The sequence below is a fragment of the Polaromonas sp. P4_F4 genome, assembly GCF_056401355.1.
Genome location: NZ_JBFUJO010000029.1, coordinates 1 through 24,221, shown reverse-complemented (window position 1 = coordinate 24,221; position 24,221 = coordinate 1). Strand labels below are relative to the sequence as shown.

Below are 24,221 nucleotides of genomic sequence, written 5' to 3'. Positions count from 1 at the left end.
GCGTCAGACATTCCTTACCGGCGATAGGCCTGCAGGCCGTCAGGGGCGCAATAGTCCGCCCTCTACCGTTTGAGCGTCTCGCGTAGCACCATGAGTCTGCAATAAGGTACAGACGCTATTCATGTTGTGCTTTAAGAAGCGACAGCATCATTATTTTCGAGCTGATCCAGTCTGTTGCACTCATCTTTGACTTGCGCGCGCGTTTTGTAACCGGCGCCAACAAACGCGATCATATTGATTAGCAACCATGAAACCCATTGGCTTAGGTCGGATACATCGCGTTCAGACACGTGCGAATACCACGCTGAGTGAACCGCGTCTGACCGCAAGTCATACAGCGCCTTTATTCGTTTTTTGATTGAGGCGTACTCGGACTGCGGAATAAATCGAAAGCTCCCATAGACAAGTACGCTTGTGAGACCAGCGGATACCGACTTCGTGATATCTTCCTTCCCCAAGGAAAAGAAGACCTCGACACAACTCCAATACTTGATCAGCTTCATCACATGAACGGAATCTCGTTGTGCCTCGGAGTACCAATAAACGCACTTGACGATTGCGTCTTCCAATTCGCTCCTGTTGGTGTTCTCAAAAATCGCAAATGCTTGATCAAAGACATTTGCGGTGGAAAACTCTTCTACCAAAGCTTGGTCTATCTTGAAAAGTTGGGAGCTTTGAAAGCTGTATGTCGTTCTCAATTCCATTTCGTTTTCGTTCCATGAAAACCAAATGGCCCTCCCATCGTGTCCTTGTTCAGGGGACATAACGATTCCAATGCGGAATGCCGTTGCCCCGTTGACATAAGTTGACGCCGCGGATATTGCGAGCATACCCACCGCAAGTTCTGCTTGATGGCGAAAATTCTGCCTGGCCATCCGCTCAGTGCCAACTGCTGATCCAACTAACCAAAATCTGGATTCAGTTGCATCAATCGACTTGCCGACATCAGTGTGCGCATGTTTTACTCCTGAAGCATCAAGATAGGCGGCTGTTAATTTAATTAACTTCATCGATCCAAGATCGAGTGAGTCGATGCCGCTCAGCTCAATGCCAAAAATAGGTACAGCAAACGTATGTAACGAAATTTTCAAGGCAAGTTTGTCGCTGATCAGCTGAATGGCTTCTAAAGAATTTTCCGGCATTAGATTTTTTGCCAATAACTCTTGAAATGTGGTTATCCAGGCAGACCAGATGTCAGAGTACGCGGCACGGCCTTCGAATAGCTTGCTCGAGTCAATAATTGAAACTATCGTTCTGACCGCCGTCATCCCGACATCTGAAAGAAACCACATTCGGTTTCGATCCACTTGAATTTTTCGCGACAGACTGTCGTCTTTGCCGAGACGATCTTTGATTAACTCCAGTCGTACAAACGCCGAAGGCTTAAAAAGTTTCGAAAGTGCGTCATCAATGATGCGATGGTTTTTCTTTCCCATTTCAAAGGAATTGCTCTTCGCTTTGCTGCTGGTCTTATTCTCGATACTCACTTTTTAGTCCTTGAATTTCTCTTGACGTTTTGTGATCTTGTTTCGTTACCGAAGATATCGATCGCGCAGGACTAGGGGGCGATAGCTATTTGGATTTCTTTTTTTCTAATCAGCCATGCCATGGATGACGCGTACGCTCCAACCCTGTGCATTCTCTGTTTTTCATACTCAAAGCCTGCGAGAAGGCTTTGGGTATGTTTTGTGCATCAGTTAGATCATGCCGTGTCTCCGTGAATGGTTGTTTCCATGCAGGGGGCGCAGGGCGCTCACACCGCAGCCAGGCTGCTCCGTTTGCTGCGCCGCGCGCGCAGGTGCACCACCTTCCACCAGGCCGGCAACAGGCTTTGAATTTCGGGCCGGGTGAAGCGGTCATCCATCAGGTAGACCACGCCGCGGTCCGAGGTGGTGCGGATCACCCTTCCTGCCGCCTGCACCACTTTTTGCAAACCGGGGTAGAGATAGGTGTAGTCATAACTCTGGCTGGCGCCAAAGTTGGCGCCCATGCGCTCCCTGATCTGCTCGTTCACCGGGTTGACTTGCGGCAGGCCCAGCGTGGCGATGAAGGCGCCTATCAGCCGGTCGCCCGGCAGGTCTATGCCTTCGGCAAACGAGCCGCCCAGCACGGCAAAACCAATGCCCATGGACGTCGGCGTGAAGCGTGCCAGAAACGCATCACGCGCGGCTTCCTCCATGCCGCGCGTCTGCTCCCACATGGGGATATGCGGGTAGCGCTGCCTGAACAGCACGGCCAGTTTTTGCAGGTAGTCGTAGCTGCTCAGAAACGCCAGGTAGTTGCCGGGCTGGCCTTCATATTGCCGCGCCATCAGGTCCACGATGGGTGACAGCGAATCGTCGCGGTGCTGGTAGCGGGTCGAAATATCGCTGACCGCATGGACCGCGAGCTGTTCGGCCAGGAAGGGCGACTGCACATCGGTCCAGGCCGTGCCGACGGGCAGGCCCAGGGTGTCGGTGTAGTAGTTTTGCGGGCTCAGCGTGGCCGAAAACAGGGCCACCGACTGCGCCGCCGCAAAGCGGGGCGCCAGGAAGGGCGCCGGCACCACATTGCGAATGTTCAGCTGGGCCGTGTCCGGGCCCGCCTGCAGGGCATTTTGTTCGCCGGTCTCCTGGCGCAGCGTCACGTCAAACACCGAGTGTTCGCCAAACGCATCGGCCATGCGGGAGAAGTGCAGGGCCTCAAAGTAAAAATCCTGCAAGGCGCTGTCTACCCGGGTCGGGTTGGCCAGCAAGAAGTCCGTGATGTGGGTGAGGGCCTGCTGCAACACCTTGAGAAAGCTGGTGGGCAGCTCGGGGTAGACCTGATAGGTCTCCAGCTGCGTCTGGTGCAGTTCATGCAGGCTTTTGTTCAGCCGCTCCAGCGAAGCCCGGACGGCCCTGGGTGCCAGGGCGTGCACCTGCTGCAGCTGGGCCTGGTCCAGCAGGGCCGAGTACATTTTTCGCCCGCGCTCCACCATGTTGTGCGCTTCGTCCACCAGCACGCTCACGCGCCACTGGTTGGTGCTGGCCAGGCTATGCAGGAGCGCGCTGGTGTCAAAGTAATAGTTGTAGTCGCCCACCACCACATCCGACCAGGTGACCAGCTCCTGGCTCAGGTAATAGGGGCAGACCTGGTGCGCCAGCGCGACTGCGCGCAGGGCGCTCTTGTCCAGCATGCCATGCGCGGCCGCATGGCCCACCGCGGCGCTGCGCGCCTGCGGCAGGCGGTCGTAAAAACCTTTGGCCAATGGGCATGAGTCGCCGTGACAGGCCTTGTCGGGGTGCTCGCAGGCCTTGTCGCGTGCCACCAGTTCCAGCACGCGCAGCGGTAGGTGCCGTGGCAAGGGCGTGGCCTGTGCTGGTGGGTTGCCGGTCCCACCCGCGCTGTCGGCGCTGCTGGCCCGGATGCGTTCCAGCGCATCCAGCGCGAGTTTGCGGCCCGGGGTCTTGGCCGCCAGAAAAAACAGCTTGTCGAGTTGCTGCCCCGGGACCGCCTTGAGCAGCGGGAAAACCGTGCCCATGGTCTTGCCGATGCCGGTGGGAGCCTGCGCCATCAGGCAGGTGCCGGCCTGGGCTGTTTTGTACACGGCCCCGGCCAGCGCGCGTTGCCCGGGCCGAAAGTCGGGGTGCGGAAACTCCAGGGCCTTCAGGGCCGCATCACGCGCTTCACGGTGCGCCAGTTCCTGGTTGGCCCAGGCCAGGAAGCGCTCGCATTGCGCTTCAAAATACTGTTTCAGCGAGGCGGCCGAAAATTGCTCGGTGAGCGGTGTTTCCTGCAGGCTGGCAACGTCAAAGTAGACCAGCGTCAGGTTGATGTCGGAGAGGTTTTTTTCAGCGCACAGCAGCCAGCCGTAAATCTTCAGCTGCGCCCAGTGCAGCTGCCGGCGGTTTTCGGCCATCGCATGCAGGTCGCCGCGAAAGGTTTTCACTTCTTCGAGCTGGTTGAGCACCGGGTCATAGCCGTCAGCCCGGCCGCGCACTGTCAGGGTCTTGTAGTCGCCTTGCAGGCTCACTTCCGCCTGGTAGGACTCACCGCGCCGCGATGCCACCAGCGCATGGCCGGCCATGCCTTCCTGCGCGGAAGGCGACGGCGTAAAGCGCAGGTCGAGGTCACCGTGCTTGGCCGTGAACGCGCACAGGGCCCTGACGGCTACAAGGTATTTCAATCGGGGCTCGCTTGGGCGGTGGGTTGTATCATTTCAGAGGGGAAGGCCCATGGTAGCCATGGTAGTACAGTCACGGGCGGTGACTGTTCAGGCGCGGGTAACACTGCATTAGCGCACCCGCCATTTACCCGCGCACCCAGGCCGTCTACAGTCTGCCTATGGAGCCTTATGGGCCCTCATGGGTTCCTATGGGCCCGGCGGTGTGACCTGCGTTGCCACCTCCAACCCGCAACCGGACAGCATTGAATTTATGAACCAGATTATCCTGTGGCTGGAGCAATACGGCCTGGCCGCCGTCTTCCTGAATATCGGGCTGGAACAGCTCGGTCTGCCCATTCCGGCCTACCCGGTGCTGATCCTGACGGGCGCACTGAGCTTTACCGGCCAGTACTCGGCAGGGGGCCTGCTTTTCACGGCCGTGCTGGCCTGCCTGATTGCCGACAGCGTGTGGTGCTGGGCCGGCCACCACTATGGCGGCCGTGTGCTGAAAACCCTGTGCCGCATTTCCCTCTCACCCGACTCCTGCGTGCGGCAGACCGAGTCGATCTTCACGCGCTGGGGTGCCAAATCGCTGATCCTGGCCAAGTTCATTCCGGGCTTTGCCTCGCTGGCGACGGCGTTGGCCGGCAGAACCGGCGTGCCTTTTGGCCGCTTCATTTTCTTTGATGCGATTGGCTCCGTTCTGTACGCCAGCGGCGGCCTGGCCATCGGCCTGGTGTTCCACGATGCGGTGGCGGATGTGTTGCTGGTCTTCGAGCAACTGGGTCGCATCGGGGTGGTGGTGGTGCTGCTCTGCTTCGGCCTGTTTCTGGCGCACAAATGGTGGCAACGCCAGCGCCTGTACCGTCAACTGCGCATGGCCCGTATTTCACCCCATCAGTTGCAGCAGTGGACACAGGACAACAAGCCCACTGTGATCCTGGATGTACGCACGGAGCTGAGCCGTGCCGGCGGCGGCATCATTCCCGGTGCGCTGGTCTGGTCGGACCTGGATCGCAAGATGGCCTCGCTCGATCTGCCGCACGACGCGCATGTGGTGGTGTACTGCGCCTGTCCCAACGATGCGTCTGCCGCCCAGGTCGCCAAGCGCCTGATGGCTGCGGGCTTCAGCAATGTCCGCCCGCTTCACGGCGGCATCGATGCCTGGGAAGCAGCGGGATTTCCACTGGAGTACCCCAGCGGGCTTGAGCCCGCCGAGGTGGTGAAACCGTAGTGCCTGAAACCGCAATGCTTGAAACCGTAATACCTTGAACGGGAGCGGGCAGGACTTTACTGGGGCTTTCTGCCGTTCAATGCGCTTTCAAATTCCTCGCGTGAAAGAAATCCGTCGCGGTTGGTGTCGGCTTCGTCAAAGTGTCTCGCCACGCCGCGAAAACCGGCCGCTTCGTCGCGGCTGACCTTGCCATCCTTGTTGGCATCCATGTAGCTGAATGCCATCGCCATGTCCTTGGCTGCGTATTTGGGCGCCGCCGGGCTGGGTGCCGCCTGCGCAGGGGCCGCGGCGTCGGGCTCGGGCGTCTGGGCTTGCGCGCGCATGGCCAGCAGCGCGCCAGCAGCGGTCAGCGTCAGCATCATGGCGGTGGCATAAAGCCAGGACCTGTGAGATGCAGAAGCGACGCGCGAAGACATCCTCCGCGAGATCTGTTTTGCAGTAAAGGGCTTGGCGTTAAGGGTCTTGAGGGTCTTAAGGGTCATGGGTTGGCTGCTGAATGTTTGGAATGTTTTGGAGTGTTTTGAAATATTGTTGCTCAAGTTCAGGTAGAGCCATGACGAACATTGAACACCAACAGGTGCCCATGTGCCAGTACGCTTGCAGGGTGTTTCGCCGCTTTACATTCGGGCGTGCGGCGGACACATATCTTTGCTTCATGCCGCGTCATCTCCTGCGTGAACCCCTCGCATGGACCTCCATATGCGGCCCAATGGTGCCACGAAGCCTTCTCCGCACCCGAAGTGTGGCCTTCCAGCAGGCCGTCCCCTGGGCCGCGCGCAAGTGGTCTGCAAGTAGGTCTGCAAGTAGCCTGCATTTGGTCCGCAGCTCAGATCGCAAATTTCAGGAAGATCGCGCAGTGGTCCGAGGCCACGTTGTGGCTGGACACCTCCTTGAAGCGTTCAAACTGGAAATCAATCAGTAGCGCATCGGGGTCGTCCTCGATGGCCTCCACCCCCACCTGCTTGGGCAGGTAGCCGCCATCGACTTTCTTCGATTCAGCCCGAAAGCCGATGCCACGCCGCTCGATCGAAATCCCATTCTTCTTCAGCTTGCCGGCGAGGGCGGGGGACAGCAACACATGGTCCAGTTGCGACACACTGTTTTTCGCTTTCCAGTAATGCGTCCACCGCTCCTCTGGCGCCAGCATGGCCAGCGCATCCACCAGGCCCGACTTCAGGCAGAGCCGGGAGAGCTGTGGTGCCAGCGGCGTGTCGTTCAAATCACCGAGCACGGCGAAATAGTCTGACGTGAAGGCCGCGCCGGGAAACCGGGTCTTCAACAGCTTGGCCACGGTTTCGGCCTGGAGCTGGCGCCTCTGGTTGGCTGCGGCGCGCTCCCTGTTGCGGGCTTCTTCATTGGCCCCCAGCGCCAGCTTGGACTTGAAATGGTTGATGAACAAGGTGACGAACGCGGTCTTTTTGACGCGCAGCCGGACCTCCAGGCAGTCGCGGCTGAAGATGTATTTGCCGGCGGCCGTGTCGTCCACATGGGTGGCAATGCTGTCCAGCGGGTATTTCGACAAAATGCCCACATCAATCTGCCGCAAGTCGCGCGAGTCCAGCACCACGGCATACGGATAAGCCGCCGCCAGGAACCGCTCATTGAACTCGCGCAATGCAATCAGGCTCTCCACTTCCTGTATGCACACCACGTCGGGTAGCACGGTATTGCCCTGGGTGATGGCCAGCGCTGCCAGCTTGCGCTGCTCGGCGTTGAAGACCTCGAAGGCGCCCTTCTGGTAGAGCGGCAAATAGCCCACATTGGGGCTAGTTACCTGGCTCTTGCCACCCTGGTCGCCCGGAAATGTTTTACCGAACTTGTAGCGCACAAACAGGTTGTTGACGTTGAAGTTGCACAGCAGCATGGCACGCCCCCCGAGTGGATGAAGGCGCAGTTTATCCAGCGGGGCTGCGTGGCGCATCCTCCAATTGCAGCATGTCCGCCGGCGGGCCAGCAGGTCGGCATTATTTCCCACTGACGAATACACAAAGAAACAGATTTCTCCGCCTTGACGGGTTGACAAGGCGCGTGACTCGTCTAATACTAATCCATATGGTTAAGTATCAAGACAATGTAGACGATGTACTCAACACCGTGTTTGCCGCGCTGGCCGACCCGACGCGCCGCAAAGTGCTGCAAACCCTGGAGCAGGGAAGCCTTTCGGTGGGTCAGCTGGCAGAGCCGCATGGCATGTCCCTGCCCGGGTTCATGAAGCACCTGCGCGTGCTGGAAACCGCGGGGCTGGTGACCCGTGCCAAGGACGGGCGGGTCGTCAACCTGGCCCTGTTGCCGGAGCCCATGCAGGAGGCCGCCATGTGGCTGTCCCGTTACGAGAAATTCTGGTCCGATCGCCTGGATGCGTTGGGCCGCTACCTGTATCAGCAAGAGGAGTTAAACCCCCCATGGAAAACAGTAAAAACAGCGACGGCGGCCAAGGAAGTCAAGGCAGCCAAGGTGGTGAAGCCAGCAGCACCCAGGAGCGGCCGTCCGTCAACTTCACCCGGCACTACAAGGCCTCGCCCGAAAAAGTCTGGCGGGCCTGGACCGACCCGCAAGCATTAGCCCGCTGGTTCGGGCCCGACCCCGAAAGTGTGGTTTCGGTGGCCGACCTCGACGTGCGCGTCGGCGGCCGGTACCACATCCGGTTTGGCGCGCCCGGCGGCGAGGTGCATGACGTGAGCGGCGTGTACCAGGTAGTGGTGCCCTCCGAGAAGCTGGTCTTCAGCTGGGCCTGGAAGAGCACGCCCGAGCGGGTGTCGCAGGTCACTGTGATGCTGCGGCCCTGGGACGGCGGTTGCGAACTCACGTTTGTGCACGAAATGTTCTACGACCAGGCCGCGCGCGATAGCCACAACCAGGGCTGGACGGGGGCCTTCGCCAAACTCGACCTTCTTTTCACCTGATATGCCAATCCACAGGAGATCATCATGCTCGCAAACAGAAACGCCATGGCCACCATTGCTGTCAAGGACATCGACGTGGCCCGCAAGTTCTACGGAGGCACGCTGGGCCTTCAGCCCCTGGAGAGTTCGGAAAAAGGCGTGCTCGTCTACCAGAGCGGCGGCGCTGCCGTGATTGTGTATGCCTCACTCTATGCCGGTACCAATCAGGCTACGTCGGCTACCTGGAGTGTGGGCGACGAGTTCGACAGCGTCATGCGGGCACTGAAGGCCAAGGGCGTGGTGTTTGAACACTACGACCTGCCCGGGTTGACGCGGCAGGGCGATGCCCATGTTGCCGGCACCTTCAAGGGCGCCTGGTTCAAGGACCCGGACGGCAACATCCTTCACATCGTCAATCGCTGACCCGCCGGCCTTTTCACGTCCGGCCCAACTTTCAAGGAGTGCACCCGTGAACGCAAATCCCGCCATCCACGCCATCGTGTCGCCCGAAGAATGGGTCGCAGCCCGGCAGCACCTGCTTGCCCGGGAAAAGGAGTTCACCGCCCAGCGCGATCTGCTGAACGCCGAGCGGCGCAGGTTGCCGTGGGTGAAGGTCGACAAGCCCTACGTGTTTGAGGGCCCCCAGGGCAGGCAGACCCTGGCCGACCTGTTTGAAGGGCGCAGCCAGCTGATCATTTACCACTTCATGTTCGGCCCGGGCTGGAAGGAAGGCTGCCCCAGCTGTTCGTTGCTGGCCGACCATCTGGACGGCGTGTTGACGCACATAGCGCAGCGCGACATCACCGTGGCTGTCGTGTCGCATGCGCCGCTGGCCGACCTGGCCGCCTTCAGGCTGCGCATGGGCTGGCGCTTCAAGTGGCTGTCGTCATACGCGAGCGACTTCAATCGCGACTACCACGTCTCCTTCACCAATGAGGAGCTGGCCCGGGGCAAGGTGTATTACAACTACCGCATGACGGAAGGATTTGACGAACTGCCGGGCGCCAGCGTGTTTTGCAAAGACGACCAGAGCAACATCTTTCACACCTACTCCACCTACGCGCGCGGCCTCGAGCTGCTGCTGGGAACCTACAGCTGGATAGACCTCACCCCCCAGGGTCGCAATGAAGACAGCTTGCCTTTCACCATGGCGTGGGTGCGCCACCACGACAAATATGACAACTATGAAGGGGCGCCCAAGCCGGCCGCGCAGGCTGCCTCCAGTTGCTGCCATGCGGAGGCCGGCGCCATATGAGACCCAAGCATCCGCCCCGCTGAAGTCCCCGTACGCCGCTCAGAGTTTCGACCAGCCGGAATAGGTGACCAGATCGGGGTGCGGTGAATCGCCGAACAGTTCGCGCAGGGCGATACACAACTCGCTGAGGTCATGGGTCTTGCTCATCACCAGGGCCGCCCCCGCCTCGAGAGCGCTGGCCCTCAGCGCGTCATCCACGTAGCCCGACATAATGATCACCGGCAGGTCTGCGCGCAGCCGCTTGATTTGCTTGAGCAATTCAATACCGGAATAGCCTTGCAACCGGTAGTCGGTGACCACCGCATCACATCCGGACGGATCCGCCTTAAGGGCTGGCAGGGCGTCCCGGCCGCTTTCATAGCAGGTGACCCGAAAGCCGGCATCGGGCAGTGCCTCGCTGACCAGGCCCCGCATGGCTTGATAGTCGTCCACATAGACGATGTGCTTGAGGTCGGAGTGCAAGGTGTCGACTGCCGGGGTTTCCCTGGGCAGTGCGGTGGGAAGGTAAATATCAAAAGCGGTTCCCCGGCCCGGCTCCGGGGACGAGGTGATCATGCCGTGGTGCTGGGCGATGATGTTGCTGATCTCCACCAGCGGGAGCCGGCGCGCGCTTGCGGGCCTGTCGTCAACGAGCGTAGGCGCCGGCATCAGCGTGTGGGCGGGGCCTGTGGTCACCCGGCTGTTGTTGCTGACAACCAGCCGTACGTAACGCCTGGGCGGCAGCCCGCCCTGCAATTTGCCCGCGTCGGGGTCCAGCACAACGTCGTCCAGCAGCACCTCGCTCATCTCCACCACGATTCTTGTTGCCAGGCCAACCATGGAGTGCCATGCCACGATGAACACACTCACCAGCGCCTGCTCCAGCCGGTCTGCATGCGCGCGCACCTGGGGATGTTCATGAGCCATTTCAACCGCAAGCTCGACCTCCCCCGGCAGCAGGGCGCGAAAGCGCTGCAGGGCATGCGTCACGATGGGCTCAAGCCCTTGATTGACCGGCCCTGCGGATTGCGGAAGGTCAGGATGCACGGAAGCCTTTTCCAGTGACCATGCTAGGTGGTGTCTTTCTGCGGCGACCGCAAGTGCTGGCAGCTTATTTCGCCTCGATCCCTCGCGCGCCAGGATGACAGCGTAGAACTTTTGGCTAAAGGCGTCAATGATCGCCTACCAGCTTGCCTTGAGCGCACGCCAAAACAACAAATGCCAAAACCAAAACCAAATACACAAACGAAAACAAAAAACGCCCCGGCCTCAATCAAAGCGTGCGACGAAGCGCTTCAAAGAAAAGCTCGGACTGCAAACGCTCGCCCATGGTGTCCCCGGCCACGCGCTCGACAATCTCCGCATCGACCGGCACAAGGGGCCTGCCGGTGGACTGTGCCAGCACCTGCACCATGCAGGCCCGCTCCAGGTAATACAGGTCGTCGTACGCGTGGTCCATGCGCGCGCCGCAAACGACCACGCCATGGTTGCCCAGAAATACCACGTCCGCCCCCTGCATCGCCTTGGCAATGCGCAGGCCCTCGGTAGCGTCCAGCGCCAGGCCGTTGTAATTCGCATCAATGGCTACCCGGCCGTGAAAGCGCATCGCGTTTTGCGACAGCGTGGTGTCCAGTCCGCGGTCGGACGTCAGCGTCAGGGCCGTGGCGTAAGGCATGTGGGTGTGCAGCACGCAGGCCTTGCGGGCATGGCCGTGAATGGCGCCGTGGATGAACATGGCCGTGGGCTCCACCTCATGCCGGCCCGCCAGCTTGTTGCCCTCCACATCAATCATCACGATATCGTCCGCGCCGATCTCGCTCCAGAGCAGGCCGCGCGGGTTCAGCAAAAAGCGGTCCGAGCCGTCCGGCAACTCCACGCTGAAGTGATTGCAGACACCTTCGGCCAGCCCATGCCGCGCGGCGGCGCGCAAGGCCAGGGCGAGGTCGCTGCGCAGCTGGTATGCCGCCTCAAAATCTTTCTGGTGTGAATCGGCGTGGGGCATGAGCGGGTCTTTCTGTAATTCAAACGAACTCAAATGAATTCAATTAATTCAAATGAATTTGAATTCAAACGGATGACCCGTCTTTATAGCGCGGCGGCGGCCGGCGCATCGGGGCAGGGCGTCAGAAGTGCGGTGGCAGCTCGTCGCGCAGGCTGCGGCCCACCACAACATCGCCGTCGCGCACGGGCTGCTGCTTGAGTTCGGCAATCTCGTGTATCAGGGCATCAATTTGCTGCTGCTGGCGCACGATGACCTTGTCGAGCTGATCCATCAGGTCTTCGGTAAACGAGGCCTTGATCTCCAGATCGGTCAGGCGCTGGTCGGTTGTGTTGGCGGTGGTGTTCGCGGTGGTGTTCGGTTGTTCCATGGGCTTATTGGACATGAACTGGGGAAGTGACGTTTAAATACCCATTCCGGTTGCTCGGGCTACGGGGTGTGCCAAACCCGCGCTCGTGTTTCTGGCAAGACAATGCTGCTCCATCATGACCCAACTCTCTGCCTTCCCCATCACCCAGAAATGGCCCGCCCAACATCCTGACCGGATCCAGCTTTACTCCTTGCCCACGCCCAATGGCGTCAAGGCATCGATCATGCTTGAGGAAACCGGCCTGCCGTATGAGCCTCATCTCGTCAGCTTTGAAGCCCATGACCAGATGTCGCCAGAATTTCTGTCATTGAGTCCCAACAACAAGATTCCCGCCATCCTCGACCCGAACGGCCCCGGCGGCAAACCGCTGGCATTGTTCGAATCCGGCGCCATATTGCTGTACCTGGCCGACAAGTCCGGCCAGTTCATGCCGCAAGACGCCGCTGCCCGCTACGAGACGATTCAGTGGCTGATGTTCCAGATGGGCGGCATCGGGCCCATGTTTGGGCAAATCGGTTTCTTTCACAAGTTCGCCGGCAAAGACTACGAAGACAAACGCCCGCGTGACCGCTACGTCGCCGAGTCAAAACGCCTGCTCGGCGTACTGGAGCAGCGGCTGGAGGGCCGCACCTGGATCATGGGCGACGCCTACACCATCGCCGACATCGCCACCTTCCCCTGGGTGCGCAACCTCGTCGGGTTTTACGAGGCGGGTGAACTGGTGCGGTTTGACAGCTTCCCGAATGTGAAGCGGGTGCTCGCGGCATTTGTGGCGCGGCCGGCGGTTGTCAAAGGCCTGGGGATACCGAAACGGGGTTGACGGCTGCGCGGCTTGGTCGATAGCTGGCGAACGGTTGTCGTTCGTCAGGCTTGCGCACAAAGACCTGGTTGGGTCACCGTTTCGTGGCCGAGTCCATGACTCCACTCGAACCAGCCGCCGTCGTACACGCTGATGCGCTCCCAGCCCATCAGCCAGGCATAGTAAAACGCCACTGATGCGCGCCAGCCCGTGCCGCAGTAAAACGCTGTTTGCAGGCCGGGGTGTATGCCTTCTTCTGCCCAGAACTGGCAGATATCGCCGGCAGGCCGCATGGTGCCGTCCGGCCGTTGAAAGGCGCTCATGTTGTTCACATCAGCGCCATTGCCAGCGCGGCCCCAGCGTGCCCCTGCAATGTCGCCCTTGGCTTTGATGTAGCTGTAGCCAGAGGTCTTGCCGGTGAACTCATCCCACGTACGGATGCTGGCCAGCGCGCCGTCAGGCTGCGATAAAAGCGACTTCGCCTGGTGCGTGTTGATCAGGTAATGCGGACACCCCGGAAAGGCCGCGCCAAAGCTGGCTGCGGGCGGGTGGCGCTGCGGCGCGCCTTCTGCACAAGGCAGCGCCGCGCGCACCCAGGCGTCAAAACCGCCGTCCAGCAGGCGCACGTCCCTGACGCCCGCATAGAGCATCAGGTGAGCGGCACGCGCCGCGGCCGTTGTGTTTCGGCCGTACAGAATCACCGTCGTGTCATGACGAATACCCAGGCCCAACAACAATTGCAGCAAGGCCGAGTCAGGCACCTTGTTCCAGAACGGTCCTTCTTCCAGGCAGAGGGTGTCCAGGTAGGCGGCGCCGGGTATGTGGCTTTTCAAGAATGCGCTGGGCGCCCCGCAATCGACCTCCAACAAACGCCAGTTGTTCGCCGGTGCGGCGCTCACGCTGGCGCCCGCCATCAGCCTGGCGAGCCAGGCTGGCGTGATGAGCTGTTGCCAGCGTGGCGAGGCGACGTGAAAGAAGGGCAAAGCGCGTGCGTATTTTTAGAGGCCAGGATTCAGGCGATGCCCAAGCCAGTGGATTGCAATGAAGGGATAGATTTTCTCACGTCACGGCCGGGCGAACCCGCGCCCGTGCGGCAAGACCCCAGACTGTTGATGGCGTGGGCTATGGACCCAGTGAATATCTGCGAGAGAAGCTATCGTTTTGAGAGTGACTAGCGGGAATCTCCGATTAAATCAAGCGGCGCTGCCAAGGCCATTTGCAGAGTAATTTCATTGCCCTGATTTGCCTTGAATCCCAAGAAGGCATAGAGTGATTTCTCTTACGAAGGACCAACATGGCAACCAGCAGTATTTTCGGCGGCCTGCACGCTCCCGAACATGTCCGGGGAAAAGACACCAACGCACTTGGCCCCAGCGACAACTCCGACAGCGGCAGTGATGCCCAGGGCGCCTACGGCGACGACGAAATGTCCAGCGACAGCGACGCCGTGGGCACCGGCGAGCGCGCGTCGGCGGGCGCAGGCATGGACCCGTCGGACGCCGACATTCTGCCCGACCATATTGAAGGGGAAGAAGACGACGACGAGTCCTCGTCCGATGTCGACTCCGACTTTGACGCCGCCGTGGCCGACGTGCATGACCTGGCGGTGGATGAGTCGGATGATGAGGAAGATGAGGACAAGGACGGCTAGGGCTGAATTCATGCGCTCACTTGGCCGGCCTCATGGGCTAGCTCGGTGTCTTCCACAAAGACCGACCGGTCGAGCATCCGGGGTCGAAGGTCTACTCCAGACTGTCAGCGGCCAAAACGTCCGCCTAGATCTTGCCGCCCATTGCGCGGAGTATGTAATTCAAGGCAATGAAGGCAACAACAAAACTAGGCCAGGCCATTCCAGCAATGGCTACAGCTGAGTGTCTAAATTTTCCTTTTGCAGCAGCCATTCCTGCCGCTGTGAAAACAGCTATGAAAAGCACGATCACTGCACAAAAAATTATCGTTTGGCCATTACTTGCGCCCAATCGAAATAGAAGAGCCAACGGAAGAATCGCCACGCAGTTCACGAAAGCCATTGCCAATACTGGGGGCTCACCTTTCTCCGCTGAATCGGGCTCATCGTTTGTCATTGCTCCGAGAGGTTGATTTCGTTCGATAGAGGTAGACGCTCTCAGCTTCGCGCCAATTGAAAAACATATTGCGTGGACTAACCCTGGGCCATAAAGTGACAGCAGCGTTACTACAGGAGTTGTGGTTCCACGATTCATAGCTGCTGGAGCCCCACTTAAATAGCGATCCCAGAGGATGCCAAAGAAGGACAACAAAAGGGCCCCAATTGGAAACAAAGCCAGTTGAGGTCGCCCAATGGAGCCTCCCCGTGCATGAGCTACCCATACAAGACAAGCTGGTGCGATCAACGCAAAAAAGTAGAAATGAGGTGGTGTCTCGACAGGTCCGGTATGAGCAGACATGAAGACAAAAAGATAGGACCAAGGCGCTCCACCATACAGGGCCACCAACATCCCGGCGATATACGCCCAAATGAACTTAGTCCGACTCACTTTATTTTCTCCCCGCTTAATTTTTATATTGAGCGCAATATACCTTGATCCTCGACTGCGGCTGATCTCTTGGCGCTTCGGCAAGAGACCGCTAATTCCTCCCGTGATTAGTGTCCGCTTCCACGCTGCAATCCGGCCCATCAAAGAGTTGGTGGTGACAAGCTGAAAAAAACTGGCAAGGGTCATTCGTCTCATGGAGGTCACCGGCAGCATACGACCCAAAAGAAGTCCTTCGACAACTTGATGCAATATCTTGAAAGCAGCCTCGCGATGTGCGACACATCGTATGACATACACGTCCAGCAGTCGTAACGAATAATTGAGGCTGGAGTAGCTAACCGGGCTTCCCGAGAACGGCCACTCCCAAGAGGCATTTGATGCTGCGGCTGGAGACGAGGGCCCGGTTGTAGGCCAGCAGGACTATCTCGAGGAGGACGGCCGGGTCATAAGCGGGCGCGCCGGTGGCGTCGTTGTTGTAGCGGACATGCAGGGCACCCAAATCGAGTACATGATCAACCAGGTAGTCCAGAGAATCCCTTAGGCCTTCGCTTTCTTCGAAGGTTTCGACTTGCCAGAACTGTTGAGGGCGACTGCTTGGCGAACGAGCGCCTTGAAGGCGGACTCGTCAACTGCTTTTCCTTCGTGGATGTCGATCGCGCGGCGTACGTTTCCGTCGAGGCTCGAGTTGAAGAGACGGGCCGGATCCTTCAGAGACGCGCCCTTGGCGAAGGTGAGCTTCACTTTATCCTTGTAGGATTCGCCAGTGCAGATGATGCCGTCGTGCGACCAAACCGGAGTGCCCATCCACTGCCACTCCTCGACAACGTCCGGGTCTGCTTCCTGGATGAGCTTGCGCATTCTGCCGAGGGTTTCCCCGCGCCAGTCCCCGAGTTCGGCGATTCTTTTCGAGATGAGCTCCGATGCCGACTGGTCTTGGCTCGCGTCCGACTTTTTCATGTTTTCATCCTGGAAGTTCCAGATATATTTCATTTGCAAGACCGTCGGCTGGAGCGCATTGTTGGGCCGCAAATTGGAAAACAATGAGGCAAGGCCGGGGCTACTGTTACTTCGCCGCCGGTGCGTCCAGAAACGCGCTGATCGTCGGCACCAGCCACTCGGTGCGCGCCGTCACCTTCATGTGATCGGTGCCGGGGAGCACGGCAAGCTGCGCCTGCGGAAGGGCCCGGAACATCTCCACGGCGTGTTCGGGGCGTATGACGTCGGCGTCGCCGACGATAACGAGCGCCGGCGCGGTGATGCCGCGGATGGCGTCAGCCGGGATGTCCTTGAAGTCGCGCACGCGCTGGGCGGCCTTGTCGTGAAACATTCGCAGGTTCTCGGGGTGCGGCGCGACCTTGAGATACTCCTCCTGCAATTCCTTCGGCATGTTCTCCAGCTTGGCCTTGGCCATCGCCTTCCAAAGCCAAGGATAGGCGCCATCGCGCCTGGACAAGGCCGATGCCAATACGAGCTTGTGCACGACTTTCGGATGCCGGATCGCCACCTGCAACGCGATCGTGCCGCCATTGCTGAAACCGAAGAGATCGGCTTTTTCGATGTGCAGGTAGTCCAACAACGCGGCAGTGTCGTCCGCCGACTGCTCGAAGCTGAACGGACGGTCAGCAATGTCCGCCGTGTGCCCGTAGCCCTGCTGCTCGAACGCAATGATCTGCCGGTCACGCGCAAGCTCCGGCAGGATGTGACCGAAAGAGGTCTTGATTGTGTCGCCGCCGCCATGTAGCAGCACGAGTGGCGGTCGCGCCGGGTTGGCAATGCCGTGAATCTCAAAGTAAATTCGCAGGCCGTTGACGGGAGCATAGCCGGTCTGAACAGGCTGCTTGACGACGCCACTGGCGAGACTACGACTGCCGCAGCCAGATGACAGAGCTACACCAAGTAGCAGGATTGCCGCGCCGACAATCTTCATAGGTCTCCTTCTCTTGCGGCCCAACGTAAAGATGACCGGACCACCAACACATGCGGCGAAGCCGCCTCCTGCTGCTGTGGGTCCGTGTCGATTGATGGGGTTAGGCGTCATTTGAGTGGCGGCTCAATAGGATCACTCTCGGCGCGGCCTCTTGTGAGGGGTGTGGCTATTAGCCTGGACTTTGATCTGTTATGTAGTCAATGCGAAACGACTTGTTCGTAACGAACAGCGCTGTCATGTCTCCGTCTGGAGATGCGCCATGCTCCATTGCTTCACCCTCTGGAAACCAAACGAATGTTCCCGGACCAAATTCACCCCGGTGAGTTACAAGCTTGCCCTCAAGGACGTACATTCCGTGACCGCAAGGGTGTCTGTGATGAGGGTTTATCAGTCCAGCCGGATACCGCAATAGCGTCACACTCATCCCGGTTTCAGGTTCGTTGAGTAGGTTTTTGACATGAAACGGTCTTCCGATTTGCTCCATTAGCCTTTCAGTCCATTCCATCTCAGAGGGGTTTACTACCACTATGCTTCCGGTGATCATTTTCTCTCCTTGGCAAGTTTCTCAGCGTTTTTCTGCCCACCGTCACGTTGCACTGGTGGAAAAGTTGGTTGCTTCCTTCGCAGCAGAACAGCGACTGGGATCTCTTTGTAGCGGAAACGAGTAATAGAAGCAATCGACGTCGTAGGGTGCGCTGATGACGCCTAACTTTGATATATCCCGCAAAACTGCGGAATAACACGGCGCCCTGCCGGATAACATGGCGCTGAAAACTCAAAAACCCTGTTTTTAATCATTTAGTTAACTCGGTCAACTGCGTATTTGCACAGGTATATTGGATTTGAGAAAGTCGCCGTCGTCAATTACGGCACCAAGACATCCATTCTTAATTAACTGTGACGGTCTGGCTATCCTCGGAATTGAGGATGAGTGGTTGTCATCGGCCAAAGTGTTTGGACGGCTTGCCTCGGTCCAAGGTGGTCATTGCTCGCCTCCAACAATATCTTTATCTCTAGGTTAGCGGACTGGCCCAAGTGGCGTTCAACCAGCCTCAAACCACTTCTTCACCTGCCTGCAACATACGCCACCCGGCGTATATCCCAATCCCCCTCCGGTCCCCAGAATCCATTCATCGCTGCGTAAAAGCCCGAGTTTCCGGGCTTGAGCGCTGCGAAACGCGATTTACCACCCTACCGGAGAAGCACTCATGCAACGTCGATTTACCCTCAAGGCGCTTACCGCTGCCGTCGCGCTGACGGGCCTTTCTGCCCTGTCAGCACATGCCCAGACCACGGGCACGATCAAGGTTGGCATTCTGCACAGCCTGTCGGGCACCATGGCCATTTCCGAGACCGTGTTGAAAGACACTGTGCTGATGGCGATTGACGAGATCAATGCCAAAGGTGGCGTGATGGGCAAGAAGCTTGAGCCCGTGATTGTGGATCCGGCTTCCAACTGGCCGCTGTTTGCTGAAAAAACCAAGCAGTTGCTGGGCCAGGACAAGGTTTCGGTGATTTTCGGCTGCTGGACGTCGGTGTCCCGCAAGTCGGTGCTGCCCGTCGTTGAGGAAATGAACGGTCTGCTGTTCTACCCCGTGCAGTACGAAGGTGAAGAACTCTCCAAGAACGTGTTCTACACGGGCGCGGCGCCTAACCAGCAGGCCATTCCTGCGGTGGACTACCTGATGAGCAAGGCCGGTGGCGGCGCCAAGCGCTGGGTTCTGCTGGGTACCGACTATGTGTACCCACGCACCACCAACAAGATTTTGCGCGCCTACCTGAAGAGCAAGGGCGTGAAGGACACTGACATCGACGAGAAGTACACCCCGTTTGGCCACTCTGACTACCAGACCATCGTGGCTGACGTGAAGAAATTCTCTGCCGGCGGCAAGACGGCCGTGGTGTCCACCATCAACGGTGACTCCAACGTGCCTTTCTACAAAGAGCTGGGCAATGCCGGCCTGAAGGCCAAGGACGTGCCTGTGGTCGCCTTCTCGGTGGGTGAAGAAGAACTGCGCGGCGTGGACACGAAGCCGCTGGTCGGCCACCTGGCTGCCTGGAACTACTTCCAGTCGATCAAGAGCCCGGCCAACACCGAGTTCATCAAGAAGTGGTCTGACTACGCCAAGGCCAAGGGCATTGCCGGCCACAAAGACAAGCCTCTGACCAATGACCCGATGGAAGCTACCTACATCGGCATCAACATGTGGAAGCAGGCTGTCGAGAAAGCCAAGTCCACCGACACCGACAAGGTTATTGCCGCCATGGCTGGCCAGACCTTCAAGGCACCGTCGGGCATCGTGTCGAAGATGGATGAGAAAAACCACCACCTGCACAAGTCGGTCTTCATCGGTGAGATCAAGGCCGACGGCCAGTTCAATGTGGTGTGGAAGACGCCTGGCCCGGTGAAGGCCAAGCCATGGAGCCCGTACATCGAAGGCAACGACAAGAAGCCAGACGAGCCGGCCAAGGTCGCTTCGAAGTAAGCGCACCGCAGCCCACGCGGGCCTGTAACGCAAGCCGCACCTGGTTCGCAAGAAATAGGTGCGGCTTTTCAGCTGCAGACCCACGAAGGTCAAGGGTATGTGATTCTTGGCCCGCTTCTTGCGCCGTAGTGGTGCCAGTCGTTTCATCACCCAAGGGAGTTGCAGCCTGGGTCCTTGCCGAGCCCAGCCTACAGGTTCTTTCATGCACATCTACAGACGACTTTTCTTTTACCGACGCCTCCCGCAGCTTCTGCTGGTCGCGGTTTTTTCATTCGCCGGCCAGGCCATGGCCCTGACGGGCGAGGAGGCCAGGGCCATGGCGCTGGGCGAGACCGAGGCGCGGGTCGAGGCCTTGAACAAGGCCGCAGCCAATGCGGATGCGAAAACTGCCGCCTTCATCCAGGCCATGGCCGACGATGCCGTCAAAACCGCGGGCGACAAGGTGTTTGTGGTCAAGGACGACAAGGCTTTAGATCCGGTGACGGGCGCCGAGCTGACCTTGCCGGCCGATGCTGAAGACGTCATCAACAACAACATGATGCGTGGCGAGCTGGACACGGCACTGGCTGCGCTGAAGCTGTTCTCCAAAGAAGAGAAGGTGCGCCGCGATGCCATCAAGACCCTCTCGGGCGGCAGCGACGAAGCCCGCCTGCCGCTGATTGAAAAAGCCTATGCGGCCGAAACCGTGCCGGCGCTGAAAAGCCAGCTGGAGCTGGTGCGCGCCGCCATCCTGCTGGGCAGCAGCGACAAGGCCAAGCGCCTGGAAGCGGCCACGCAACTCGCCACCAGCAACAACCCCAACACCAAGACCGTATTGATCGAACGCCTGGGCAGCGAGGAAGATGCCGACGTCAAGGTGGCGCTGCGGGCCGCTCTGGCCAAGGTGGAGGCTTCGCTGGCCTGGGGCGACAAGCTGGGCGCCATCTTCAGCGGCATCAGCCTGGGCAGCATCTTGCTGCTGGTGGCGCTGGGCCTGGCGATCACCTACGGCCTGATGGGCGTCATCAACATGGCGCACGGTGAGCTGATGATGATTGGCGCCTACGCCACCTACGTGGTGCAGGGCCTCTTCCAGAAGTATTTGCCCGGCGCGTTTGACTGGTACCTGCTGGCCGCCGTGCCGGTGGCCTTCCTGGCGTCGGCGCTGATGGGCGCGGCGCTGGAGCGCAGCGTGATCCGCTTCCTGTATGGCCGCCCGCTCGAGACACTGCTGGCCACCTGGGGTATCAGCCTGATGCTGCAGCAGCTGGTGCGCTCCATCTTCGGCGCGCAAAACGTCGGCGTCGAAAACCCGGTATGGATGAGCGGCGGCGTGCAGGTGCTGGGCAATCTCTCGCTGCCCTACAACCGGCTGGTCATCATCGGCTTTGCCATTGCCGTGCTGCTGGGCATGGCCTGGCTGATCAGCAGGACGCGGCTGGGCCTGTTTGTGCGCGGCGTCACGCAAAACCGGCCCATTGCCTCGTGCATGGGCGTGAACACGGCACGCGTGGACACCTACGCGTTTGCGCTGGGCTCGGGCATTGCCGGGCTGGCGGGCTGCGCGCTGAGCCAGGTCGGCAATGTGGGGCCGGACCTGGGGCAGGGCTACATCGTGGACTCGTTCATGGTGGTGGTGCTGGGTGGCGTGGGCCAGCTGGCCGGCACGGTGTATGCCGCGATGGGCCTGGGCATCCTGAACAAATTCCTCGAAGGCTGGACGGGCGCGGTGCTGGCCAAGATTGCCGTGCTGGTGTTCATCATCATCTTCATCCAGAAGCGGCCGCAGGGCATCTTTGCGATGAAGGGCCGCTCGGCAGAGGCATGAACATGAAAATGCCCATCCCCATGCCCACCATCGTGCACCTTCCGGCCAAAGGCCCCTTGCTTACCCGCGCCGGCTGGAGCGCTTTCATGATTGCGCTCATCGCCGTCTGCGCGGTGGCGCCGGTGCTGAACCTGTGGGTGCCGCAGGGCAGCATGTTCCACATGAGCACCTATGCCGTGGCGCTGCTGGGCAAGATCATGTGCTACGCCATCTGTGCGCTGGCCATGGACCTGATCTGGGGCTACACCGGCATTTTGTCGCTGGGCCACGGCGTGTTCTTTGCATTGGGCGGCTACGCCATGGGCATGTACCTCATGCGCCAGATTGGCCGCGACGGCAACTACAAAAGCGACTTGCCCGACTTCATGGTCTTTCTCGACTGGAAGGCGCTGCCCTGGCACTGGACCTTCAGCGACAGCTTTATTGCCACGCTGATTTTGATTGTGGCGGTGCCGGGCCTGGTGGCCTTTGTGTTCGGCTACTTTGCCTTCCGCTCGCGCATCAAGGGTGTTTACTTTTCCATCATCACGCAGGCCATGACCTTTGCGGCCATGCTGCTGTTCTTTCGCAATGAAACCGGCTTTGGCGGCAACAATGGTTTCACCGACTTCAAGCGGATTCTGCACATCCCGCTCGCCACGCCCTCCATGCGCATGGTGCTGTTCGTGCTGACGGGCCTGACCTTGCTGGGCTTCTTCCTGTTTTCCAAATGGCTGGTCGGCAGCAAGTTTGGCCGCGTGCTGCAGGCCATACGCGATGCCGAAACGCGCGTCATGTTCTCCGGCTACAACCCGCTGGGCTACAAGCTCACCATCTGGGTGATTTCTGCCATCATGTGCGGTGTGGCGGGTGCGCTATACGTGCCGCAGGTCGGCATCATCAACCCCGGCGAAATGAGCCCGGCCAACTCGATTGAAATTGCCATCTGGGCGGCGGTGGGCGGGCGCGCCAGCCTGATCGGGCCGATTGTGGGCGCCTTCATCGTCAACGGCGCCAAGAGCTGGCTCACCGTGGCGTATCCGGAGTTCTGGCTGTACTTTCTGGGCGCCTTGTTTATTGGCGTGACGCTGTTCCTGCCCCAGGGCGTGGTGGGGCTGGTCAAGAAATTGCGTAAGGGAAGCGCGCAATGACCCCCGACCTGCTTGAGCAAGGCGCACGCCGCGTTGAAGAGCACCTGGCGCTGCTGGCGGCCGGAAAAAACAACACGGAATCGGGAGGGCGCAACGCCAGCACGGGCCGCATAGTTGAGTCCGGCGAAGTTGACACCACCCACGGCCGCATCCTCTACCTGGAAGATGTGAGCGTCAGCTTCGACGGCTTCAAGGCCATCAACAAGCTGTCATTGGACATTGCCCCGGGCGAGCTGCGCTGCATCATCGGCCCCAACGGCGCCGGCAAGACGACCATGATGGACATCATCACCGGCAAGACCCGGCCCGATGAAGGCACGGTTTTCTTTGGCAGCACGATTGATTTGCTGCGCCACAAGGAAGCCGAAATTGCTCAGATGGGCATTGGCCGAAAGTTCCAGAAGCCCACGGTGTTTGAACAACTCACCGTGTTTGAAAACCTGGAGCTGGCCCTGAAGACCAACAAGGGCGTGAAGTCCTCCATGTTTTTCAGGCTCGACTCGGCGCAAAGCGACCAGTTGGCCGAAACACTGGTGACGATTCATTTGGCCGACAGCGTGAACCGCATGGCGGGCAACCTGAGCCACGGACAAAAACAGTGGCTGGAAATCGGCATGCTGCTGATGCAGGACCCCAAGTTGCTGCTGCTGGACGAGCCGGTGGCAGGCATGACAGACGAGGAAACCGCGCGCACGGCCGAGCTGTTTCTGTCGCTCAAGGGCAAGCATTCGCTGATGGTGGTGGAGCATGACATGAGCTTCATCAAGACCATTTCGGAAATTGTGACGGTGCTGTGTGATGGGGCGGTGCTGGCGCAGGGGACGCTGGATCAGGTGCAGGCGGATGAGCGGGTGATTGAGGTGTATCTTGGGCGGTGAGGTGTTCTTTTCATCCGTTCAGGCTGAGTCTGTTGAAGCCCTGATGATGCGGTCGCCGCGTGCTTTCACGACGAGGCCGGGGGTAGCCCGGCAGCTAGTAACTTTCTTTTGCTTCGCCAAAAGAAAGTCACCAAAGAAAAGGCGACCCTGCTGTCTGCGTCCCTCCGCTGCGCTGCGGGCAGCCTGCGGTGCTCGGTCCAGGCGGGGTCTCGCTCAACTCGCTGCGCTCAGACAATCGCGATCCCTGATCCGCCTGGCCCTGCGCTCCTCGGCGCAGACAGAAGGGGGTTTGAGAGGAAAGCCCAAATACCGGAGTCCGAAGTCCGAAGATCACAATGACACGCCGTGGCGTGTCATTGTTTGTCTTGGTATTTTCTTTGGGCATTCGGTATTGCTATCCGCCCCTCACCCGTGTGGCTGGGCCGAGCAGCGCAGATGGAGGCGGGATCAGGGCCGCAGTTGTTTGAGCCGAAGGCGAGTTCTGCGGACCCCCGCCGGAGTCGAGCAGCACAGGTTGCCCGTAGCGCAGCGAAGGGACCCAGACTGCGGGTCGCCTTTCTTTTCCTTAGGTTTCTTTGGCGAAGTGTATGGACAGGAGACATGGGAAACAGGTGTTCGGAGACATAGGAAACACTTTGCCCGGTTAGTTGGAATCGAGGATGGTGTTCATGTTGATGCGCATGAAGTGATGATGGCAGAAGAAAGCATCGAAGCAACCATCGGCCCGGGGATCTGCCCTGAACGCGATGGGCAGTCGGTGCAGCGCAGTGGAGACCCTGAGCTTGACACCCTGAAACGCGACAGCACCATTCCAGCCCACGACCCGCACGATG

At 59.4% G+C, this 24,221-nt stretch carries 24 protein-coding genes and 2 pseudogenes; 12 read left to right on the top strand and 14 right to left on the bottom strand.

Translation table 11 applies throughout. The features are described 5' to 3' along the window. Positions 1 to 131: 131 nt before the first annotated feature. Both AC1DUR_RS22485 and AC1DUR_RS22480 read right to left on the bottom strand, forming a co-directional pair. A complete protein-coding gene (locus AC1DUR_RS22485; protein ID WP_477720686.1) occupies positions 132 to 1,487 on the bottom strand; it encodes a hypothetical protein in 1,356 nt (451 codons plus the stop codon). A 266-nt stretch (positions 1,488 to 1,753) separates the two neighbouring features. Continuing rightward, the gene (locus AC1DUR_RS22480; protein ID WP_477720685.1) at positions 1,754 to 4,147 is read right to left on the bottom strand and encodes an ATP-dependent DNA helicase; all 2,394 of its coding nucleotides are present in this window, start codon (positions 4,145 to 4,147) and stop codon (positions 1,754 to 1,756) included. A 250-nt stretch (positions 4,148 to 4,397) separates the two neighbouring features. On the opposite strand from AC1DUR_RS22480, the gene AC1DUR_RS22475 reads away from it, so the two are divergent. Continuing rightward, entirely contained in the window at positions 4,398 to 5,360 is a 963-nt protein-coding gene (locus tag AC1DUR_RS22475; protein ID WP_477720684.1) for a rhodanese-like domain-containing protein, read from the top strand. 56 nt (positions 5,361 to 5,416) lie between these two features. On the opposite strand, the gene AC1DUR_RS22470 is transcribed toward AC1DUR_RS22475, so the two are convergent. After that, positions 5,417 to 5,842 carry an EF-hand domain-containing protein gene (locus AC1DUR_RS22470; RefSeq protein WP_477720683.1) on the bottom strand — a complete coding sequence of 142 codons (426 nt, stop codon included), beginning with the start codon at positions 5,840 to 5,842 and terminating at the stop codon, positions 5,417 to 5,419. A 344-nt stretch (positions 5,843 to 6,186) separates the two neighbouring features. After that, entirely contained in the window at positions 6,187 to 7,281 is a 1,095-nt protein-coding gene (locus AC1DUR_RS22465) for an endonuclease/exonuclease/phosphatase family protein (RefSeq protein ID WP_477720682.1), read from the bottom strand. Between the two features lie 131 nt (positions 7,282 to 7,412). Here AC1DUR_RS22465 and AC1DUR_RS22460 point away from each other — a divergent pair, with 131 nt between their 5' ends. The 4 genes and pseudogenes from AC1DUR_RS22460 to AC1DUR_RS22445 all read left to right on the top strand — a co-directional run bounded on the left by AC1DUR_RS22460 (position 7,413) and on the right by AC1DUR_RS22445 (position 9,497). Further along, positions 7,413 to 7,922, top strand: coding sequence for an ArsR/SmtB family transcription factor (locus tag AC1DUR_RS22460; RefSeq protein ID WP_477720681.1), 510 nt, complete (start codon positions 7,413 to 7,415; stop codon positions 7,920 to 7,922). Between the two features lie 8 nt (positions 7,923 to 7,930). Continuing rightward, positions 7,931 to 8,263: pseudogene (locus AC1DUR_RS22455) on the top strand (SRPBCC family protein); the annotation flags it as partial. A gap of 24 nt (positions 8,264 to 8,287) precedes the next feature. Then, entirely contained in the window at positions 8,288 to 8,665 is a 378-nt protein-coding gene (locus AC1DUR_RS22450; protein WP_477720680.1) for a VOC family protein, read from the top strand. A gap of 46 nt (positions 8,666 to 8,711) precedes the next feature. Then, positions 8,712 to 9,497, top strand: coding sequence for a DUF899 domain-containing protein (locus AC1DUR_RS22445; RefSeq protein WP_477720679.1), 786 nt, complete (start codon positions 8,712 to 8,714; stop codon positions 9,495 to 9,497). Between the two features lie 39 nt (positions 9,498 to 9,536). Here AC1DUR_RS22445 and AC1DUR_RS22440 read toward each other — a convergent pair whose 3' ends face one another. The 3 genes from AC1DUR_RS22440 to AC1DUR_RS22430 form a co-directional block, all read right to left on the bottom strand. Then, entirely contained in the window at positions 9,537 to 10,523 is a 987-nt protein-coding gene (locus AC1DUR_RS22440) for a response regulator (RefSeq protein WP_477720678.1), read from the bottom strand. Between the two features lie 226 nt (positions 10,524 to 10,749). Further along, a complete protein-coding gene (locus AC1DUR_RS22435; RefSeq protein ID WP_477720677.1) occupies positions 10,750 to 11,478 on the bottom strand; it encodes an aldolase in 729 nt (242 codons plus the stop codon). Between the two features lie 121 nt (positions 11,479 to 11,599). Further along, a complete protein-coding gene (locus tag AC1DUR_RS22430; RefSeq protein WP_477720676.1) occupies positions 11,600 to 11,845 on the bottom strand; it encodes a SlyX family protein in 246 nt (81 codons plus the stop codon). Positions 11,846 to 11,960: 115 nt separating this feature from the next. Between AC1DUR_RS22430 and AC1DUR_RS22425 the strand changes: the two genes are divergently transcribed. Beyond that, positions 11,961 to 12,665 carry a glutathione binding-like protein gene (locus tag AC1DUR_RS22425; RefSeq protein WP_477720675.1) on the top strand — a complete coding sequence of 235 codons (705 nt, stop codon included), beginning with the start codon at positions 11,961 to 11,963 and terminating at the stop codon, positions 12,663 to 12,665. Positions 12,666 to 12,709: 44 nt separating this feature from the next. Here the strand turns inward: AC1DUR_RS22425 and AC1DUR_RS22420 are convergent, their stop codons facing one another. After that, positions 12,710 to 13,477, bottom strand: a complete 768-nt coding sequence (locus AC1DUR_RS22420; protein ID WP_477720674.1) for a sulfurtransferase — start codon at positions 13,475 to 13,477, stop codon at positions 12,710 to 12,712. Here AC1DUR_RS22420 and AC1DUR_RS22415 point away from each other — a divergent pair. Beyond that, positions 13,464 to 13,616, top strand: coding sequence for a hypothetical protein (locus AC1DUR_RS22415; RefSeq protein ID WP_477720673.1), 153 nt, complete (start codon positions 13,464 to 13,466; stop codon positions 13,614 to 13,616). The genes AC1DUR_RS22420 and AC1DUR_RS22415 overlap by 14 nt on opposite strands. 322 nt (positions 13,617 to 13,938) lie before the next feature. Further along, positions 13,939 to 14,295 (top strand): hypothetical protein, encoded by a 357-nt coding sequence (locus tag AC1DUR_RS22410; RefSeq protein WP_477720672.1) that lies wholly within the window; start codon positions 13,939 to 13,941, stop codon positions 14,293 to 14,295. A 124-nt stretch (positions 14,296 to 14,419) separates the two neighbouring features. On the opposite strand, the gene AC1DUR_RS22405 is transcribed toward AC1DUR_RS22410, so the two are convergent. The 5 genes from AC1DUR_RS22405 to AC1DUR_RS22385 form a co-directional block, all read right to left on the bottom strand. Continuing rightward, positions 14,420 to 15,355, bottom strand: coding sequence for a hypothetical protein (locus AC1DUR_RS22405; protein ID WP_477720671.1), 936 nt, complete (start codon positions 15,353 to 15,355; stop codon positions 14,420 to 14,422). A 139-nt stretch (positions 15,356 to 15,494) separates the two neighbouring features. Then, complete coding sequence (locus tag AC1DUR_RS22400; RefSeq protein ID WP_477720670.1) at positions 15,495 to 15,659, bottom strand: transposase; 165 nt, start codon at positions 15,657 to 15,659, stop codon at positions 15,495 to 15,497. Between the two features lie 38 nt (positions 15,660 to 15,697). Then, positions 15,698 to 16,117, bottom strand: coding sequence for a DUF1801 domain-containing protein (locus AC1DUR_RS22395; protein ID WP_477720715.1), 420 nt, complete (start codon positions 16,115 to 16,117; stop codon positions 15,698 to 15,700). A gap of 106 nt (positions 16,118 to 16,223) precedes the next feature. Then, complete coding sequence (locus AC1DUR_RS22390) at positions 16,224 to 17,087, bottom strand: alpha/beta fold hydrolase (protein WP_477720669.1); 864 nt, start codon at positions 17,085 to 17,087, stop codon at positions 16,224 to 16,226. A 169-nt stretch (positions 17,088 to 17,256) separates the two neighbouring features. Continuing rightward, positions 17,257 to 17,631: a cupin domain-containing protein gene (locus tag AC1DUR_RS22385; protein ID WP_477720668.1), complete on the bottom strand. Its 375-nt coding sequence runs from the start codon at positions 17,629 to 17,631 to the stop codon at positions 17,257 to 17,259. Positions 17,632 to 18,295: 664 nt separating this feature from the next. Between AC1DUR_RS22385 and urtA the strand changes: the two genes are divergently transcribed. From urtA to urtD, 4 genes are all read left to right on the top strand, one after another. Continuing rightward, a complete protein-coding gene (urtA, locus tag AC1DUR_RS22380) occupies positions 18,296 to 19,573 on the top strand; it encodes an urea ABC transporter substrate-binding protein (protein WP_477720667.1) in 1,278 nt (425 codons plus the stop codon). A gap of 286 nt (positions 19,574 to 19,859) precedes the next feature. Next, the gene (gene urtB, locus AC1DUR_RS22375; protein WP_477720714.1) at positions 19,860 to 21,380 is read left to right on the top strand and encodes an urea ABC transporter permease subunit UrtB; all 1,521 of its coding nucleotides are present in this window, start codon (positions 19,860 to 19,862) and stop codon (positions 21,378 to 21,380) included. After that, a complete protein-coding gene (gene urtC, locus AC1DUR_RS22370; RefSeq protein WP_477720666.1) occupies positions 21,377 to 22,510 on the top strand; it encodes an urea ABC transporter permease subunit UrtC in 1,134 nt (377 codons plus the stop codon). The genes urtB and urtC overlap by 4 nt, the downstream gene beginning before the upstream one ends. Next, complete coding sequence (urtD, locus tag AC1DUR_RS22365) at positions 22,507 to 23,388, top strand: urea ABC transporter ATP-binding protein UrtD (RefSeq protein ID WP_477720665.1); 882 nt, start codon at positions 22,507 to 22,509, stop codon at positions 23,386 to 23,388. The genes urtC and urtD overlap by 4 nt, the downstream gene beginning before the upstream one ends. Positions 23,389 to 24,031: 643 nt before the next feature. On the opposite strand, the pseudogene AC1DUR_RS22360 reads toward urtD, so the two are convergent. After that, positions 24,032 to 24,221 (bottom strand): annotated as a pseudogene (locus AC1DUR_RS22360) (IS481 family transposase); the annotation flags it as partial.

What these genes read in the sequence shown, in the direction of transcription:
- urtB (WP_477720714.1), top strand. Translation starts at nt 19,860, where the DNA reads ATGGCCCTGACGGGCGAGGAGGCCAGGGCCATGGCGCTGGGCGAGACC.
- AC1DUR_RS22430 (WP_477720676.1), bottom strand. Translation starts at nt 11,845, where the DNA reads ATGGAACAACCGAACACCACCGCGAACACCACCGCCAACACAACCGAC.
- AC1DUR_RS22395 (WP_477720715.1), bottom strand. Translation starts at nt 16,117, where the DNA reads ATGAAAAAGTCGGACGCGAGCCAAGACCAGTCGGCATCGGAGCTCATC.
- AC1DUR_RS22425 (WP_477720675.1), top strand. Translation starts at nt 11,961, where the DNA reads ATGACCCAACTCTCTGCCTTCCCCATCACCCAGAAATGGCCCGCCCAA.
- AC1DUR_RS22405 (WP_477720671.1), bottom strand. Translation starts at nt 15,355, where the DNA reads ATGAGACGAATGACCCTTGCCAGTTTTTTTCAGCTTGTCACCACCAAC.
- AC1DUR_RS22450 (WP_477720680.1), top strand. Translation starts at nt 8,288, where the DNA reads ATGCTCGCAAACAGAAACGCCATGGCCACCATTGCTGTCAAGGACATC.
- AC1DUR_RS22385 (WP_477720668.1), bottom strand. Translation starts at nt 17,631, where the DNA reads ATGATCACCGGAAGCATAGTGGTAGTAAACCCCTCTGAGATGGAATGG.
- AC1DUR_RS22465 (WP_477720682.1), bottom strand. Translation starts at nt 7,281, where the DNA reads ATGCGCCACGCAGCCCCGCTGGATAAACTGCGCCTTCATCCACTCGGG.
- AC1DUR_RS22435 (WP_477720677.1), bottom strand. Translation starts at nt 11,478, where the DNA reads ATGCCCCACGCCGATTCACACCAGAAAGATTTTGAGGCGGCATACCAG.
- AC1DUR_RS22410 (WP_477720672.1), top strand. Translation starts at nt 13,939, where the DNA reads ATGGCAACCAGCAGTATTTTCGGCGGCCTGCACGCTCCCGAACATGTC.
- urtC (WP_477720666.1), top strand. Translation starts at nt 21,377, where the DNA reads ATGAACATGAAAATGCCCATCCCCATGCCCACCATCGTGCACCTTCCG.
- AC1DUR_RS22460 (WP_477720681.1), top strand. Translation starts at nt 7,413, where the DNA reads ATGGTTAAGTATCAAGACAATGTAGACGATGTACTCAACACCGTGTTT.
- AC1DUR_RS22415 (WP_477720673.1), top strand. Translation starts at nt 13,464, where the DNA reads ATGTGGCTTTTCAAGAATGCGCTGGGCGCCCCGCAATCGACCTCCAAC.
- urtD (WP_477720665.1), top strand. Translation starts at nt 22,507, where the DNA reads ATGACCCCCGACCTGCTTGAGCAAGGCGCACGCCGCGTTGAAGAGCAC.
- urtA (WP_477720667.1), top strand. Translation starts at nt 18,296, where the DNA reads ATGCAACGTCGATTTACCCTCAAGGCGCTTACCGCTGCCGTCGCGCTG.
- AC1DUR_RS22470 (WP_477720683.1), bottom strand. Translation starts at nt 5,842, where the DNA reads ATGACCCTTAAGACCCTCAAGACCCTTAACGCCAAGCCCTTTACTGCA.
- AC1DUR_RS22390 (WP_477720669.1), bottom strand. Translation starts at nt 17,087, where the DNA reads ATGAAGATTGTCGGCGCGGCAATCCTGCTACTTGGTGTAGCTCTGTCA.
- AC1DUR_RS22475 (WP_477720684.1), top strand. Translation starts at nt 4,398, where the DNA reads ATGAACCAGATTATCCTGTGGCTGGAGCAATACGGCCTGGCCGCCGTC.